General features: G+C 72.0%; 13 protein-coding genes. 10 read left to right on the forward strand and 3 right to left on the reverse strand.

Features of this window, described 5'->3' with window-relative positions:
• Window positions 1-42: 42 nt before the first annotated feature.
• Window positions 43-1512 (reverse strand): NAD-dependent malic enzyme, encoded by a 1470-nt coding sequence (locus tag CWOE_RS14295; protein WP_012934336.1) that lies wholly within the window; start codon window positions 1510-1512, stop codon window positions 43-45.
• 128 nt (window positions 1513-1640) lie between these two features.
• On the opposite strand from CWOE_RS14295, the gene polA reads away from it, so the two are divergent.
• From polA to CWOE_RS14315, 4 genes are all read left to right on the forward strand, one after another.
• The gene (gene polA / locus CWOE_RS14300; protein ID WP_236262280.1) at window positions 1641-4244 is read left to right on the forward strand and encodes a DNA polymerase I; all 2604 of its coding nucleotides are present in this window, start codon (window positions 1641-1643) and stop codon (window positions 4242-4244) included.
• Window positions 4241-5443 carry an AI-2E family transporter gene (locus CWOE_RS14305; RefSeq protein WP_012934338.1) on the forward strand — a complete coding sequence of 401 codons (1203 nt, stop codon included), beginning with the start codon at window positions 4241-4243 and terminating at the stop codon, window positions 5441-5443. The genes polA and CWOE_RS14305 overlap by 4 nt, the downstream gene beginning before the upstream one ends.
• Window positions 5444-5460: 17 nt before the next feature.
• Complete coding sequence (locus CWOE_RS14310) at window positions 5461-7008, forward strand: carboxyl transferase domain-containing protein (protein WP_012934339.1); 1548 nt, start codon at window positions 5461-5463, stop codon at window positions 7006-7008.
• A gap of 75 nt (window positions 7009-7083) precedes the next feature.
• Window positions 7084-7353, forward strand: a complete 270-nt coding sequence (locus tag CWOE_RS14315) for a hypothetical protein (RefSeq protein ID WP_012934340.1) — start codon at window positions 7084-7086, stop codon at window positions 7351-7353.
• A 9-nt stretch (window positions 7354-7362) separates the two neighbouring features.
• Here the strand turns inward: CWOE_RS14315 and CWOE_RS14320 are convergent, their stop codons facing one another.
• Window positions 7363-8526 (reverse strand): NAD(P)/FAD-dependent oxidoreductase, encoded by a 1164-nt coding sequence (locus CWOE_RS14320; protein ID WP_012934341.1) that lies wholly within the window; start codon window positions 8524-8526, stop codon window positions 7363-7365.
• A gap of 119 nt (window positions 8527-8645) precedes the next feature.
• Between CWOE_RS14320 and rpsA the strand changes: the two genes are divergently transcribed.
• The 6 genes from rpsA to CWOE_RS14350 all read left to right on the forward strand — a co-directional run bounded on the left by rpsA (window position 8646) and on the right by CWOE_RS14350 (window position 15414).
• Window positions 8646-10235 (forward strand): 30S ribosomal protein S1, encoded by a 1590-nt coding sequence (gene rpsA / locus CWOE_RS14325; protein WP_012934342.1) that lies wholly within the window; start codon window positions 8646-8648, stop codon window positions 10233-10235.
• 37 nt (window positions 10236-10272) lie between these two features.
• Entirely contained in the window at window positions 10273-10842 is a 570-nt protein-coding gene (gene coaE / locus CWOE_RS14330; protein WP_268869662.1) for a dephospho-CoA kinase, read from the forward strand.
• On the forward strand, window positions 10839-11483 hold the full coding sequence (locus CWOE_RS14335; protein ID WP_012934344.1) for a lytic transglycosylase domain-containing protein: 645 nt from the start codon (window positions 10839-10841) through the stop codon (window positions 11481-11483). The genes coaE and CWOE_RS14335 overlap by 4 nt, the downstream gene beginning before the upstream one ends.
• A 44-nt stretch (window positions 11484-11527) precedes the next feature.
• Window positions 11528-13564, forward strand: coding sequence for an excinuclease ABC subunit UvrB (gene uvrB / locus CWOE_RS14340; RefSeq protein ID WP_012934345.1), 2037 nt, complete (start codon window positions 11528-11530; stop codon window positions 13562-13564).
• A 104-nt stretch (window positions 13565-13668) separates the two neighbouring features.
• Window positions 13669-14487 (forward strand): A/G-specific adenine glycosylase, encoded by an 819-nt coding sequence (locus CWOE_RS14345; protein WP_012934346.1) that lies wholly within the window; start codon window positions 13669-13671, stop codon window positions 14485-14487.
• Window positions 14488-14553: 66 nt separating this feature from the next.
• Window positions 14554-15414 carry a DivIVA domain-containing protein gene (locus CWOE_RS14350; RefSeq protein ID WP_012934347.1) on the forward strand — a complete coding sequence of 287 codons (861 nt, stop codon included), beginning with the start codon at window positions 14554-14556 and terminating at the stop codon, window positions 15412-15414.
• A 19-nt stretch (window positions 15415-15433) separates the two neighbouring features.
• Here the strand turns inward: CWOE_RS14350 and CWOE_RS14355 are convergent, their stop codons facing one another.
• Window positions 15434-16372: an alpha/beta hydrolase gene (locus tag CWOE_RS14355; RefSeq protein WP_012934348.1), complete on the reverse strand. Its 939-nt coding sequence runs from the start codon at window positions 16370-16372 to the stop codon at window positions 15434-15436.
• Between the last annotated feature and the right edge of the window lie 21 nt (window positions 16373-16393).

Consider the following 16393-nt stretch of genomic DNA (forward strand, 5'->3'; position numbering starts at 1 on the left):
CGAACCCGTTCCTGCGTGATACGGGCCGCGGCGGCCGGAGGCTCAGCCGGCCGCCACCCGCACCTCGTCGGTCGCCGCGAAGCCGAGCTCGTTGTGCGCGTGCGCCTCGCCCGCGCTGCGCGCCTGCTCGGCGACCGCGGCCGCGACCGCCGGCGCCACGTCGCGGTTGAAGACCGACGGGATGATGTAGTCCTCGCGCAGCTCGTCCTCGGGCACGATCTCGGCGATCGCGCGCGCGGCGGCCATCTTCATCCCCTCGGTGATGTGGTTCGCGCGGACGTCGAGCGCACCGCGGAATATCCCGGGGAAGCAGAGCACGTTGTTGATCTGGTTCGGGTAGTCCGAGCGCCCGGTCGCCATCACGCGCACGTACGGCGCCGCCTCCTCCGGCGACACCTCGGGGTTCGGGTTCGCCATCGCGAAGACGATCGGGTCCTTCGCCATCCGCGCCAGCGCCTCCGCCGGCATCACGCGCGCGCCGGAGACGCCGACGAACAGGTCCATCCCGTCGATCACGTCGCCGGGGCGGCCTTCGCGCCGCTCGGGGTTCGTCGTCTCGGCGTACCAGCGCTTGATCGGGTTCATCGACCCGTCGAGGTAGTCGGGGCGGCCGATGTGGACGGCGCCCTTGGAGTCGCAGCCGACGATCTCGGTGACGCCCGCCGACTGGAGGATCTTCGTGACCGCGACGCCGGCGGCGCCGAGCCCGGTCACGAGCACGCGCATGTCGCGCAGCTCGCGGCCGGTCAGCTTCGCGGCGTTGATCAGCGCCGCGAGCGTGACGACGGCGGTGCCGTGCTGGTCGTCGTGGAAGACGGGGATGTCGAGCTCGGCGGCGAGGCGGTCCTCGATCTCGAAGCAGCGCGGCGCGGAGATGTCCTCCAGGTTGATCCCGCCGAAGGTGGGGGCGAGTGCCTTGACGATCGCGACGATCTCGTCCGGGTCCTTCGTGTCGAGGCAGATCGGGAAGGCGTCGACGCCGGCGAACTCCTTGAACAGGACCGCCTTGCCCTCCATCACCGGCATCGCCGCCTCCGGGCCGATGTCGCCGAGCCCGAGGACCGCGGTGCCGTCGGAGACGACGGCGACCGTGTTGCGCTTGATCGTGTACTGGAACGCCTTGTCGCGGTCCTCGTGGATGGCCTTGCAGACGCGCGCGACGCCGGGCGTGTACGCCATCGAGAGGTCGTCGCGCGTCTTCAGCGGCGACTTGCTGTGCAGCTCGATCTTGCCGCCGAGGTGCATCTGGAACGTGCGGTCGGTCGTGTCGAGCACGCGTGTGCCGTCGACCGCCGCGATCGCGGCGGTGATGCCGTCCCACTCCGACTGGTCGGAGCAGAGCGCGGTGATGTCGCGCACCGCGAGGCCGTCCTCGATCGCGACGAGGTCGACCGCTCCGATCGTCCCGCCCGCGTCGCCGATCGCCGTGGCTACGCGTCCGAGCATCCCGGGACGGTCCGCGATCTCGACGCGGATCGTGAGGGAGAACTGGGCGCTCGGCGTGCTCGGCATGGTCGGAAGGGCCTCCGTGGGTCGTTGGGACGGTGGAGATAATACCGCTGTTCGGTCTGCGAGTTCCACCATGCGGAATGATACGGGGAACGGCTTCCACGCCGCTGTGGTCCCTACTCTGTGTCGCCGTGGCCGCCGCCCCCGACAAGCCGGACGAGCTGTTCCTGATCGATGGGAACTCGCTCGCGTACCGCGCCTTCTTCGCGTTGCCGGAGTCGATCGCGACCTCGACCGGCTTCCCGACGAACGCGATCTTCGGCTTCGCCTCGATGCTGGTGAAGATCCTCACCGAGTACGGCCCGAGAGCGACGATCGTCGCGTGGGACCGCGGCCACTCCGGTCGCAGAGAGGTGTATCCCGAGTACAAGGCGCAGCGCTCCTCGCGCCCGGACCTGTTCAAGCAGCAGTGGCCGCACCTCGAGCCGCTGGTCGAGTCGTTCGGATATCAGAACGTCTCGCTCGACGGCTACGAGGCAGACGACGTGATCGCGACGCTCGCCGAGCGCGCGAAGGCCGCGGGCATCCCGGTGATGGTCGTGACCGGCGACCGCGACTCGTTCCAGCTCGTCGACGAGGGCGTGCAGATCATGGCGACCTCGCGCGGCATCACCGAGACGAGAACGTACGACCGCCAGGGCGTCATCGACCGCTACGGGATCCCGCCCGAGCTGGTCCCCGACTTCATCGGCCTCAAGGGCGACACGTCCGACAACATCCCCGGCGTCCCCGGGATCGGCGACAAGACCGCCGCGCAGCTGCTGAACGACTTCGGCGACCTCGAGGGCGTGCTCGCGAACGCGCACACGATCAGAGCGAGAAAGCGGCGCGAGAACCTGATCGAGCACGCCGAGGACGCACGCGTCAGCAAGCAGCTCGCGACGATGCGGCGCGACCTCGAGGTCGCGATCGACGTCGCCGCCGTCCACGGCGCCGAGCCCGACCGCTCGAGACTGCGCGAGACGTTCCGCGAGTTCGAGCTGCGCGACCCGCTGCGGCGGCTGGAGGAGGCGCTCGGCGACGGCGACGAGGCTGCGCCGCGCCCGCAGGCCGAGCGGGCGATCGGCGCGAAGCTGCGGACCGGCGCGGTGGCGGACCTTGCGTCGCTGGCTCCCGCCGGCGGCGAGATCGCGCTCGCCGCGCGCGAGCCCGAGAAGCCCGACGACGCGCTGTTCGGCGAGAGCGACGCGTGGCGCTTCGGCGCCTACGCCGGGCAGGACGCGCTCGCGGGAGAGTGCGGGGGCGACGCCGGGCCGGAGGTGCTCGCCGCAGCGATCGGCGAGCGGCCAGCGCTCGCGCACGACGCGAAGGCACTGCGCGAGGTCCCCGCGACGCTCGCGCACGACACCCTGATCGCCGCCTACCTGCTCGAACCCGCCCGCCGCAGCTACCCGCTCGACGAGCTGACCGAGGAGCGCGGCATCGGGACCGACGTCGAGGACGCCGCGGCAGCCGACGCGATCCTCGTCCACGCGCTCACCGCCGCGCAGCGCCCGCAGCTGGAGGAGCGCGAGCTGCTGCCGCTGTTCGACGACGTCGAGCTGCCGCTCGTGCGCGTGCTGCGCGCGATGGAGACGGCAGGGCTGAGGCTCGACACGGAGCTGCTGGCGACGATCCGCACGCGCGTGATGGACGAGGCCGTCGCGCTCGAACGCGAGATCTGGGAGCTGACCGGCGAGGAGTTCATGATCGGCTCCCCGCAGCAGCTCGGCCAGATCCTGTTCGAGAAGCTCGGCCTGTCGAGAAAGAGACGCGGCAAGACCGGCTACTCGACGGACGCCCGCGTGCTGCAGGCGATCCGCGGCGAGCACCCGGTGATCGAGAAGATCGAGCGCTGGCGCGAGCTGACGAAGCTCGCCTCGACCTACCTCGACGCGCTGCCGCTGCTGATCTCGCCCGAGGACCACCGGCTGCACACGACGTTCAACCAGGTGACGGCCGCGACCGGCCGCCTCTCCTCGACGAACCCGAACCTGCAGAACATCCCGATCCGCACCCCGCTCGGTCGCGAGATCCGCGCCTGCTTCGTCGCCGAGCCCGGCAACGTCCTCATCTCCGCCGACTACTCCCAGGTCGAGCTGCGCGTGCTCGCGCACATCGCCGGCGAGGAGGTGCTGAAGGAGATCTTCCGCCGCGGCGAGGACGTCCACACCGCGACCGCCGCCGCGATCCTCGGCATCGACCCTGAGCAGCTCGACGCCGGCTCGCGCTCGAAGGCGAAGATGGTCAACTACGGCATCGTCTACGGCCTCTCGGCCTTCGGCCTCGCCGACCGCCTGCAGATCCCGCGCGAGGAGGCGCAGGAGTTCATCGACCGCTACCTCGACGGCTTCCCGGCCGTCCAGGCGTTCATCAGAACGACGATCGAGCAGGCGACCGACCAGGGTTACGTGACGACGCTGATGGGGCGGCGCCGGCAGATCCCCGAGCTGCGGGCGCGCAATTACCAGATGCGCCAGCTCGGCGAGCGGCTCGCCGTCAACACCGTGATCCAGGGCACCGCCGCCGACGTGATCAAGCTCGCGATGGTCAACGCCGACCGCGCGCTGCACGCCTCCGGCCTGCGCACGAGACTGATCCTCCAGATCCACGACGAGCTGCTGTTCGAAGGGCCTGCGGAGGAGGCCGAGCAGGCACGCGACCTCGTCGTCCCGCAGATGGTCGACGCGCTGGAGCTCGACCCGCCGCTCGTCGTCGACGCGGGCATCGGCCCGAACTGGCTGGACGCGAAGTGAGCGGCTCGCCGCCGATCCTGCCAGCCGCACCTCCGCCACCGCCTCCACCGCCCCCGCCCGAACCGCCGCGTCCCAGCATCGACCTCGGCGCGCGCACGATCGCGCGCACCGTCGTGATCGTGCTGGTGATCCTCGGCGTGCTCTACCTCGTTTATCGCCTGCGCACGCCGCTGTCGTGGATCGTGATCGCGACGTTCATCGCCGTCGCGCTGTCGGGGCCGGTCAACTTGATGAGCCGGAAGATGCCGCGCGGCATCGCGATCCTGCTCGCGTACCTCGGGCTGATCGCGATCCCGATCGGGATCGCCGCGATCGTGATCCCGCCGCTGGTGGAGGAGGCGACGAACCTCGCCGACGACGTCCCCGGCTACGTCAACGACCTGCAGGAGTGGGTCAACAACAACGAGCGCCTGAAGGACCTCGACAGGCAGTACGACATCGTCGACAGACTCAGAGAGAGAGCCGAGGAGCTGCCGAACCACCTCGACGACGCGGCCTCGACGCTCTCCGACGTCGGCGGGACGATCGTCGGCTCGCTGTTCGCCGCCTTCAACATCCTGATCCTCAGCATCTTCATGGTCGCGAGCGGGCGACGATGGGTCGACCTCGCGATCGGCTTCGCGAGACCGGAGCACGTGCCGCGGATCAGACGCGCCGTCGACCGGATCGGGATCGCGGTCGGCAACTACGTCGGCGGGGCGCTGCTGCAGGCGACGATAGCCGGCGTCACGACGTTCGTCGTGCTGACGATCCTCGGCGTCCCGTTCGCGGCGCCGCTGGCGGTGCTGACGGCGCTGTTCGACCTGATCCCGCTCGTCGGCGCGACGATCGCGGCCGTGCTCGTCGGGATCGTGACGGCGTTCCACGACTTCCCCGTCGCGACGATCGTGTGGGTCATCTGGGCGATCGCCTACCAGCAGATCGAGAACAACGTGATCCAGCCGCAGATCCAGAGACGTGCGGTCGAGATCCACGCGTTCGCGGTGCTCGTCTCGGTGCTGTTCGGGGCGACGCTGTTCGGGATCGTCGGCGCGCTGCTGGCGATCCCGGTCGCGGCGTCGATCCAGATCGCGCTGCGCGAGTGGTGGGACTACCGCCAGGCGGTCGCGGTCGAGCTGCCGCCCGGCGTCGAGCGCCCCGAACCGCCGGCGCCGCCGGACGGCGACCCGCCCGCCAAGCTCGACCTGCCGCCGCCCTGACCCCCTACGATCCGCCCGTGGGTCGCCTCGGCAGCGCATGGGATCGGGTCGCGCTGGTCGCCGACGAGGGGACGTTCGAGCCGTGGGACGAGGTCGTCGTCTCCGACGACCCGCTCGCGTTCGCGGACGTTCGCTCCTACCGCTCGCGACTGGAGGCGGCGCGCTCGCGCACCGGGCTCGCCGAGTCGGTGCTGACCGGTCGCGCGCTCGTGGCCGGCCGCCCGGCGGTGCTCGTCGCCGGCGAGTTCGGCTTCCTCGGCGGCTCGATCGGCGTCGCGACGGGGGAGCGGGTAGCGCGCGCGTTCGAGCGGGCGCTCGCGGATCGGCTGCCGCTGGTGGCGCTGCCGGCGTCGGGCGGCTCGCGGATGCAGGAGGGGACGCTCGCGCTCGTGCAGATGGCGAAGCTGGCGGCGTCCGCGCGGCGGCTGCGCGCGGCCGGACTGCCGTACGTCGTCTGCCTGACCGATCCGACGACCGGCGGCGTGCTCGCCTCGTGGGGCTCGCTCGGGACTGTCACCTTCGCGCTGCCCGGGGCGCTGCTCGGCTTCGCCGGCCCGCGCGTCGTCGAGCTGCTGACGGGAACGGCGCTGCCCGCCGGGGTCCAGACGTCCGAGACGCTGCTGTCGCAGGGGTTGGTGGACGTGGTGGTGGAGCCCTCCGCGGTGCGCTCCGCCGTCGCGCGGGTGCTCGCTGTGGCTCGGCCCGGGCCTCGGAGGAATGGCGATTCGACCACCGTCACGGTGGCCGATCCGACACTCCTCGCTCCGCCGAGTGCGCGCGACGCGTGGGCGTCGCTGGGGTTTGCGCGGGACAGGCGCCGGCCCGGGGCTCGCGAGCTGCTGGACGCGATCGCGAGCGACGTGACCGAGCTGCGCGGGGACCGCACCGGCCGGCCCGACGATCCCGGCTGCTTCGCCGCGCTCGCGCGCATCTGCGGGATTCCGGCCGTCCTGATCGCGCAGCGGCGCGCGCCCGACGGGACGCCGCCGGCGCTCGGACCGGCCGGCTTCCGCAAGGCGCGGCGGGCGATGGCGCTCGCGGCCGAGCTGCGGCTGCCGCTCGTGACGCTCGTCGACACGCCCGGAGCGGAGCTGAGCGCCGGCGCCGAGCGCGGCGGGCTGGCCGGCGAGATCGCCGCCTGCCTCGCGGAGCTGAGCGGGCTGCCGGTGCCGACGCTGGCGCTGCTGATCGGCGAGGGCGGCAGCGGCGGCGCGCTCGCGCTGCTCGTCGCCGACCGGATCGTCTGCGCCGAGCACGCGTCGCTCGGCGTGATCGCGCCGGAGGGCGCCTCGGCGATCCTCTACCGCGACCTCGACCACGCGCCGGAGCTGGCGGCGGCGCAGGGCGGCGCCTCGTGGCAGCTCGAGCGGGCCGGCATCGCGGACGCCGTCGTGCCCGAGCCGCAGCCGGCGCACGAGCAGCCGCGGCAGTTCGTCACGCGGCTCGCCGCCGTCGTCGAGAGGGAGCTGGCGGCGCTGCTCGCGCGTGACGACGCCGAGCGGCTCGCCGCCCGCCACGCCCGCTGGCGGGCGCTCGGCACGCCCGGCGCCGGCGGCGCCGGCTGACCGGCTCCGTGTCGACCGGCGCCGGGCCGGGTACGCAACAAACGGCACGAAGTTGGAGAGAAGAGGAGGGGTCTCGTGGCGCATCTGCACGTCGGTGATGGGCATCCGCGTCTGGCCGCGACCGGTCGCGGCCTCACGCAGGCGTTCTGGGCGATCGCGGCGGGCGTGATCGTCGCGTACGTCTTCTTCCTCGCGCTCGGGGCGTTCGGCTCCGGCGAGGTCGTCGCGCTCACCGTCGCGGTGATCGTCCTGTCGGTCCTGTGGGTCGTCCACGCCGCGCTCGACGCGCGCCGCCGCGCACGCGACCCGCGCCTGATCCAGGCGCGCGAGCGGCGCGGGTTCTAGGCGCGCCCGCTAGGCCGCGGCGACTGCTGGCGTGGCGGCGCTCTCGCCGCCACCTGCTGAGGCGAAGCGGGTGCCGTGCGGGCCGCCGAGCGCGTACTCGGGCGGCGCGATCTTGAGGTAGTGACCGAACGACCAGTCGACGAAGCGCTTGGTCCCCATCGCGCGCAGCGCGGGGGCGAGCAGCTTCGGCGGGACTCTCGGGATCAGCCGCTGGACCTTCAGCATCGAGTCGAACGCGAATCTGTGGCCGGCGCTGAAGGCGTGGTAGCGCGCCAGCGCCTGATCGCGTGACTGGCCGCCGTCGACGACGGTGCGCAGCTCGCGCCCGCAGGCGAGGCCGAAGTAGAGCGCGGTGCGGATCCCCTCGGCCGTCAGCGGCAGGCAGTGCCCGGCCGAATCGCCGACCATGAAGACGCCGTCGTCGGTCGCAGGCCGCAGCGCGTGCGGGATCCAGTTGCCCTGGAAGCCGTCCGGCGACTGGTTCAGATCCGCCGTCAGCTTCAGCGTCGGGTCCTTGACGTGGAAGCGCGGGTCGAACGAGCCGATCCCGATCCGCACCTCGTCGCGCGCGGGGAAGCTCCAGCCGTAGCCGGCCGGGACGTAGGAGCGGTCGATCCAGATCTCGAGGTCGTCGTTGCTGCCTCTCGGGTGGACCTCCAGCCCGCGCGAGAGCAGCGCGTCCGGCGGCTGGACGTTCTCGCCCGCGCCGAGGATCCGGCGCCAGCCGAGCCCGTCGACGATCAGCGGGGAGGTCAGGTCGCCGCGGTCGGTGTGGACCGTGTCGCCCGTGCGCCCGTCGACCTTCGCGATCTCGAAGTCGGCGTCGCCCTGCTCCTGCAGCAGCGCGCAGATCTCTCTGTAGTCGAACGTCGAGAAGCTCCACGGCAGGTCGTAGCGGACGCTGACGTGCGGCGTGTGGATCACCAGCTCCCGGAAGGTCTGCCGGTGCGCGTCCATCAGGCCGAGGTTGCGCAGCCAGTCGGTCGGCGCGGCGCACGCGGAGGTCTGGCGCTCGCCGACCTCGTAGCGGTCGATCATCAGCACCCGCGCGCCCGAGCCGGCCAGCTCGCGGGCGACCGCGAGTCCGGCGAAGCTGGCGCCGCAGATCAGGACGTCGGCGTCGCGGGAGAGGGGAGTCCGCTCCGCTCCGCGCTTGGTTGCACGCTTGGCCATGGGCGGGGATTCTACGGGCCTCGCGCGGCGGTCCGGCGCCCGGCGTCGCCGCTCCCCGGCGTCACGGTGACTCCGGTAACCTCTTGCGGCTGACCTTTCTGTTCCCTACCGGTTCCCCTATGTCCACTACCGACGTCCAGCCCACCGCCACGATCGTGGAGGGCTCCGATGGCCTTCTGCTCGAGATCGACGGCCAGATCGTCCCGAACTACGACGCGACGCTCACTCCATTCGAGGAGGGCGACGTCGTCACCGGCCACGTCGTCCGCATCGACAAGGACGAAGTCCTCGTCGACATCGGCTACAAGTCCGAAGGCGTCATCCCGTCCAACGAGCTGTCGATCCGCAAGTCGGTCGACCCGAAGGACGAAGTCGAGATGGGCGAGGAGGTCGACGCGCTCGTCCTCACGAAGGAGGACCAGGACGGCCGGCTGATCCTCTCGAAGAAGCGTGCGCGCTTCGAGAAGGCGTGGCGTCGCATCGAGGCTGCCGCCGAGTCCGGCGAGCCCGTCGACGGCACCGTCATCGAGGTCGTCAAGGGCGGCCTGATCATCGACCTCGGGGTCCGCGGCTTCCTGCCCGCCTCGCTCGTCGACATCCGCCGCGTGCCGCACCTGGACGAGTACCTCGGTCAGACGATCGAGTGCAGAGTCATCGAGCTGAACCGTTCAAGGAACAATGTCGTCCTCTCGCGCCGCGCGGTGCTGGAGGAGCAGCGCAGAGAGGACCGCGAGCGGATCCTCGACCGCCTGCAGCCGGGCATGATCGTCGAGGGCACGATCTCGAACATCGTCGACTTCGGCGCGTTCGTCGACCTCGACGGGATCGACGGCCTGATCCACATCTCCGAGCTGTCGTGGTCGCACGTCAACCACCCGAGCGAGATCCTCTCGATCGGCGACACGGTGAGCGTGAAGGTGCTCGACATCGACCGCGACCGCCAGCGCATCTCCCTCGGTCTCAAGCAGACCCAGGAGGACCCGTGGCAGCGCGTCGTCGACACCTACAACGTCGGTGACGAGCTCGAAGGCAGAGTCACGAAGGTCGTCACGTTCGGCGCGTTCGTCGAGATCCTCGACGGCGTCGAGGGCCTCGTGCACATCTCGGAGCTGGCGCAGCACCACGTCGAGAACCCGCGCGAGATCATCCAGCCCAACGACGAGGTGAAGGTCAAGATCCTCGAGATCGACTCCGAGCGCCGCCGGCTCTCGCTCTCGATCAAGCGGGTCGAGGGCCAGATCCTGCCCGTCCGCAGCCTGGAGGGCGAGGACGGAGCGGAGGGCGCGGTCGCCGAGGACACCGGCTACGACAACGTGCCGGAGCTGGGCCTGTCGGAGGACGTCTTCGCCGAGGGTGCGACGCCGGAGGCTCCGGCCGCCGACGCCGCGCCGGACTCGCCTGAGGTCGTCGCCGAGGTGCAGGAGGCCGAGGCCGCAGCCGAGGAGGCCGCGATCGCCGAGGAGGCGCCCGTCGCCGCCGAGGATCCCGAGGTCGAGGTCGCCGCACCGGAGGCCGCTGCCGAGCCGGAGGCCGCCGCTGAGCCGGAGGCCGCTGCCGAGCCGGAGGCTGCCGCTGAGCCGGAGGCTGCCGCTGAGCCGGAGGCTGCCGCTGAGCCGGAGGCCGCTGAGGCCGACGCCGCCGCCGAGCCGGACGCGCCCGCCGAGCCGGAGGCTGAGGCCGCCGGCGACGACGAGACGCCGCAGGCGTAGCGGACCGATCGCGCCACCGCGCGTTCCCGTCATCGGACTGACCGGCGGCATCGCCGCCGGGAAGTCCACCGCGCTGGAGGCGCTCGAGCGCCTCGGCGCGGCCGTGCTGTCGACCGACGCGGTCGTGCACGAGCTGTACGCCTCGCCCGAAGTGCGCGACCTCGTCGTCGCGCGCTGGGGCGGGGCGGTCGCGCCCGGCGGCACGGTCGACCGTGCCGCCGTCGCCGCGCACGCCTTCGCCGCGCCCGAGGAGCGGGCGTGGCTGGAGGGCGTGCTGTGGCCCCGTGTCGGCGCGCGCGTCGCCGCCTGGCGCGAGCAGGTGGTCGCGCAGGAGCCGCCGCCGCCCGCCGCGGTCGTCGAGACGCCGCTGCTGTTCGAGGCCGGCATGGACGCGGCGTACGACGCGACGCTCGCGATCGTCGCGCCCGAGGCGCTGCGGGCCGAGCGCGCCGGCGCACGCGGTCACGCGGCCGTCGCCGAGCGGACGTCGCGGCAGCTGACGCAGGAGCAGAAGGCGTCCCGGGCGACGTACGTCGTCGTCAACGACGGGTCGATCGAGGACCTCGACAGGAAACTGTCGGACGTCCTTGCGAAGCTGAACGGATGAGCCCGTCGACCGCACAGGTCTCGGTGGCGCGCCGCCGAGCCGCCCAGCGCGCTGCGCAGCGGCGCCGGCGCGCGTTCCTGTTCGTGGCGCTCGTCGGCGCGCTCGCGCTCGGCGCGGCGGTGCTCGCGCCGCTGTTCAGATCGACCGTGCGGGACCTCACGCTGCCGCTCAACCACGAGTCCGAGATCCGCACGCAGGCCACCGAGAAGCGACTCGACCCGGCGCTGATCGCCGGCGTCATCTACGCGGAGTCGAAGTTCGTCGACCAGACGTCGCCGGCCGGCGCGCTCGGGCTGATGCAGCTGATGCCCGAGACGGCGAGATTCATCGCCGACAGATCCGGCGGCACCGCGTTCACGATCGAGGACCTCTCGACGCCGGCGGTCAACATCGCCTACGGCAGCTGGTACCTGCGGTACCTGCTGGACCACTACGAGGGCGACGAGGTGCTGGCGCTCGCCGCCTACAACGGCGGGATCGGCAACGTCGAGCAGTGGCTCTCCGAGGCGAGAGCGCGCGGCGAGCGGTTCACCGAGGCGGACATCCCGTTCGCCGAGACGCGCGAGTACGTCGACCGCGTGCGCGAGGCGAGACGTGACTACGCGCAGACGTACCCGGGGGAGCTGGGGATCCGGCGCTAGACGAACACACGTTCGTCCGGGGCGCCCGCTATCGTCGTTGCTCCATGCCGCCCTTCCGTCTCGACTCCACCTACGCTCCGACCGCGGACCAGCCGAGCGCGATCGCCTCGCTGGCCGAGGGGATCGAGGCGAGAGACCGCTACATGACGCTGCTCGGCGCCACCGGCACGGGCAAGACGATGACGATGGCCGCGACGATCGAGGCGGTCCAGCGGCCGGCACTGATCATCGCGCACAACAAGACGCTCGCCGCGCAGCTCTGCAATGAGTTTCGCACGTACTTCCCCGACAACGCGGTCGAGTACTTCGTCTCGTACTACGACTACTACCAGCCGGAGGCGTACGTCCCGAGCCGGGACCTGTACATCGAGAAGGACTCGGCGATCAACTCCGAGATCGAGCGCCTGCGCCACGCCGCGACGGCCAGCCTGTTCGCGCGCAAGGACGTGATCGTCGTCGCCAGCGTCTCGTGCATCTACGGCCTCGGCTCGCCGGAGAAGTACGACCGCAACATGCTGATCCTCAGAAGAGGGGCGACGGTCGACCGCGACGAGGTGCTGCGCAAGCTGGTGTCGATCCAATACACGCGCAACGACACGGTGCTGCAGCGCGGCAACTTCCGCGTGCGGGGTGAGACGCTGGAGGTCTTCCCGGCCTACGCGGAGTCCGCGTACCGCGCGACGCTGTTCGGCGACGACGTCGAGGAGGTCCAGCAGTTCGACCCGCTGACCGGCGAGCTGATCGACGAGGACCTCGAGTTCGCCGCGGTCTGGCCGGCGTCGCACTACAACGTCGATCAGGAGGAGATCGCCGATGCGGTCACCGAGATCGGCCGCGAGCTGAACGAGCGCTGCGCGCAGCTGGAGAGAGAAGGCAAGCTGCTGGAGTCGCACCGCCTGCGCCAGCGCACGCAGTACGACATGGAGATGCTGCGCGAGATGGGCTTCTGCTCGGGCATCGAGAACTACTCGCGGATACTCGACGGCCGCAGAAAGGGCGACCGTCCCTTCTGCCTGATCGACTTCTTCCCGGAGGATTTCGTTTGCTTCATCGACGAGTCGCATCAGACGGTGCCGCAGATCGGCGGCATGTTCGAGGGTGACCGCTCGCGCAAGCAGACGCTGATCGACTACGGCTTCCGGCTCCCGAGCGCGCTCGACAACCGGCCGCAGAGATTCGAGGAGTTCCTCTCGATCACGCCGCAGGTCGTGTTCGTGTCCGCCACGCCCGGCGAATACGAGCGCACGCACTCGCCGCGGATCGTCGAGCAGATCGTCCGCCCGACGGGGATCATCGACCCGAAGATCGACGTGCGCGAGACGAGAAACCAGATCGACGACCTGATGAACGAGATCAAGGTCCGCGTCGAGCGCGACGAGCGCACGCTGGTGACGACGCTCACGAAGAGAATGTCGGAGGACCTGACCGGCTATCTGCTGGAGATGGGCTTCAAGGTCCGCTACCTCCACTCGGAGGTCGACACGATCGAGCGGATCCAGATCATCCGCGAGCTGCGGCTCGGCGAGTACGACGTGCTCGTCGGCGTCAACCTCCTGCGCGAGGGCCTCGACCTGCCGGAGGTCTCGCTCGTCGCGATCCTCGACGCCGACAAGGAGGGCTTCCTGCGCGGGGCGACCTCCCTGATCCAGACGATCGGCCGCGCGGCCCGCAACGTCGACGGCACGGTCGTGATGTACGCCGATAAGGAGACGAAGGCGATGCGCATCGCGCTGGAGGAGACCGAGCGTCGCCGCGAGATCCAGCTCGCCTACAACAGAGAGCACGGCATCACGCCCGAGTCGATCATCAAGGGCATCTCGGACATCGCCGAGTTCCTGCAGGCGGAGTCGAAGGTGCCGAAGGGCCGCAGACGCCGCCTCAAGCTCGACGCCGGCAAGCAGCGCACGCCGGCGGAGCTGGAGAAGGCGATCATCGAGATCGAGGAAGAGATGCTGCGGGCCGCCGAGGAGCTGCGGTTCGAGTACGCCGCGACCCTCCGCGACGAGATCAAGACGCTCCGCCGCGACTTCGACATCGCGCTCGCCGACCAGCGCACCGCCGCCAAGACGCCGACGAGCTGAGGGGTCGCGGGCGCGCCGTCCACGCCCGGGCGGTCCGCGCGCTGCCGCTCGCGCCCGCCACGCGGCTCCCGCCGCGCCGCTTCCCGCCCGCCGCGCGCGGTAGCGTGCGCGGCGTGCCGGTCGACGCTGACGCGATCCTCTCCTGGTACGGCGCGGTCCGACGCGACCTGCCGTGGCGGCGGACGACAGATCCGTATCGCATCCTCGTCTCGGAGGTGATGCTCCAGCAGACGCAGGTCGCGCGTGTGGTCCCCTACTACGAGGCGTTCCTGGAGCGCTTCCCGGACGAGGTCGCGCTCGGCTCCGCGCCGACCGCCGACGTCCTGCGACTGTGGAGCGGCCTCGGCTACAACCGTCGCGCGCTCGCGCTGCAGGCATGTGCTCGCGCTGTCGCGCGCGACGGCTGGCCGCGCGCCGCGGAGGGGCTGCGAGCGTTGCCGGGGATCGGGCCGTACACGGCCGCGGCGGTCGCCTCGTTCGCGTTCGGCGAGCAGGTCGCCGCCGTCGACACCAACGTCAGACGCGTGATCGAGCGCGTCGACCGCGCTCACCGCACGCCGCGCCCGCTCGCGGCGCGCGCGGCTGAGCTGCTGCCCGCCGGCCGTGCGGCCGACTGGAACCAGGCGATGATGGAGCTGGGCGCGACCGTCTGCACCGCCCGCTCGCCCGGCTGCGACGCGTGCCCCGTCACCGGCTGCCGGTCGCGCGGGCGCCCGCTCCCACCGCCACCGGCCAGACGCGCCCGTGGCGCGCAGCGCTTCGAGGAGACCGACCGCTTCGTCCGCGGGCGGATCGTCGCGGCGCTCGCGGCGGGCGAGGAGCTGCCGCGCGGGATCGCCGCCGAGCGGATCGAGCGCGCACTCGCCGGCCTCGCGCGCGACGGGCTCGTCGTCCGCGACGGCGCCGCGGTCCGCCTGCCGTAGGCCGCAGTGCCCGCTCGATACGCTTCGCAGCGGCCGTTTTCCCATCCCCGACGGAGGTGCGCCCGCGTGGCCCTCGACCGCCAGAGCATCGAGAAGAAGGACTTCCCCATCGGTCGTCGCGGGTACGACCCCGAGGCGGTCGACACGCACCTGCGCGACGTCGCCGACGAGGTCGACGGGCTCAAGCGCTCCGCGCGGCAGCGGACCGAGACGGTCGCCTCGACGGCGAGCGAGCAGGTCCGCGCGGTGATCGCCGCGGCGGAGGCGAGCGCGGGCGAGATCACGCGCCAGGCCGAGGACGAGGCGCGCGAGATCCGCGACGACGCGAGCGCGGAGGCGAAGCGCACGCGCGAGGACGCCAACACCCACGCGCACGACTACGTCGGCAGAGTCGCGGAGGCGACCTCGGCGCTGCTGCAGCGCGTCGACGCGATGCAGGGCGAGCTGAACACGCTGCTCGACACGCTCCGCACCGGCGCCCATCGCGTCCACGCCGACCTCCAGCTGCTGGAGGGCAACCTCGGCGAGCTGGCGTCCGTCGCCGGTCGCCCGCGCTTCGAGCCCGAGCCGGCCGACGCCGTCCCGCCGCCGGCGCTGGGCGACGAGCCGCTCGCCGTCGAGGACCCCGACGCGCCGCACGCCTCGGCCAACGGCCACGCCGATGACGCGCTCGCCGAGCGCGACCGCCTCGTGCCCGATCCCGACGGCCCGGCCGCGGCTGCGGCCGCCCCGGCCAGCGAGGCCTTGTCGGCTTCCGCCGCATCCGCGCCTGCCGATGCCGGCGACGAGAGCGCCCGGCTGGTCGCGCTCGACATGGCGCTCAGCGGGACGCCGCGCGAGGAGACGGACCGCTACCTCGCCGAGAACTTCGACGTCGCCGACCGCGCGGCGCTGCTCGACGAGGTGTACGCGACCGTCGAGGGCTGACGCCGCCGGGAGTCGTCAGTCAGGACGCGACCGGCGCCGGCAGCGGCGCCGGCGCGGCCAGCAGGTGCTGGGTGAGGAAGGCGATCTGGTCGGCGACCGCGCGCTCGAACGTCTCACCGAGGTAGATGTCGAAATGGCCGGCGCCGGCGTAGCGGACCAGTTCGCCGCGCGGCGCGTCGCGCGCCAGCTTGACGGCGACGTCCGGCGGCGTGACCTGGTCGTCGTCGCAGACGGCGACGAGCAGCGGGCAGCGGACGTCGTGCGCTCGGCGGACGGGCCGGTAGGCGATCACGCGAGCGCACACGCGCGCCGCGACCTCGTTGCGCCAGGCCGAGCCGGCCGGCACGATCGCGCGGTAGCCGGGGTCGGCGTCCGGCGAGTTCATCACGGCGGTCGAGCCCGGTGGTCCGACCGCCGGAACGGTGTGCGGCGCGGAGCCCGCGAGCGCGCCCAGCTCGTCGCGCAGCGCCGCGACCGTGAGCCGCAGCGCCAGCGGAACCGGCAGCGCGAGCACCTGCCGGACGCCGTCGGCGAACGGCGCTTGCGCTATCGCCGCGGCGAGCCGCCGGTCGCGCGCTGCGGTCGCGACCACGTGCCCGCCGGAGAACGACGTGCCCCACGCGGCGATCCGCTCGGGGTCGACGCCGTCGAGCGTCCGCGCGTAGGCGATCGCGGCGGCCCAGTCGGCGAGCTGGCGGGGGATCGACAGCAGTTGCCGTGGCTCGCCCTCGCTGGCGCCGAAGCCGCGGTAGTCGAACAGCAGCACCGCCAGCCCGGCAGACGCGAACCGCTCGGCGAAGGCGTCCAGCCGCGCCTCTCGCACGCCGGCGAAGCCGTGCGCCATCACGACGCACGCGAGCCCGCGCGGATCCGTCGTGCCCACCGCCTCGTCGGGCACGTACAGCCACGCGGCGCAGCGATCGCCCCACGAGTCGAACGTGACATCGGTCCGCGACATCGTGGTGGAGACCCTAACGGG

Source organism: Conexibacter woesei DSM 14684 (genome assembly GCF_000025265.1).
GTDB lineage: Bacteria > Actinomycetota > Thermoleophilia > Solirubrobacterales > Solirubrobacteraceae > Conexibacter > Conexibacter woesei.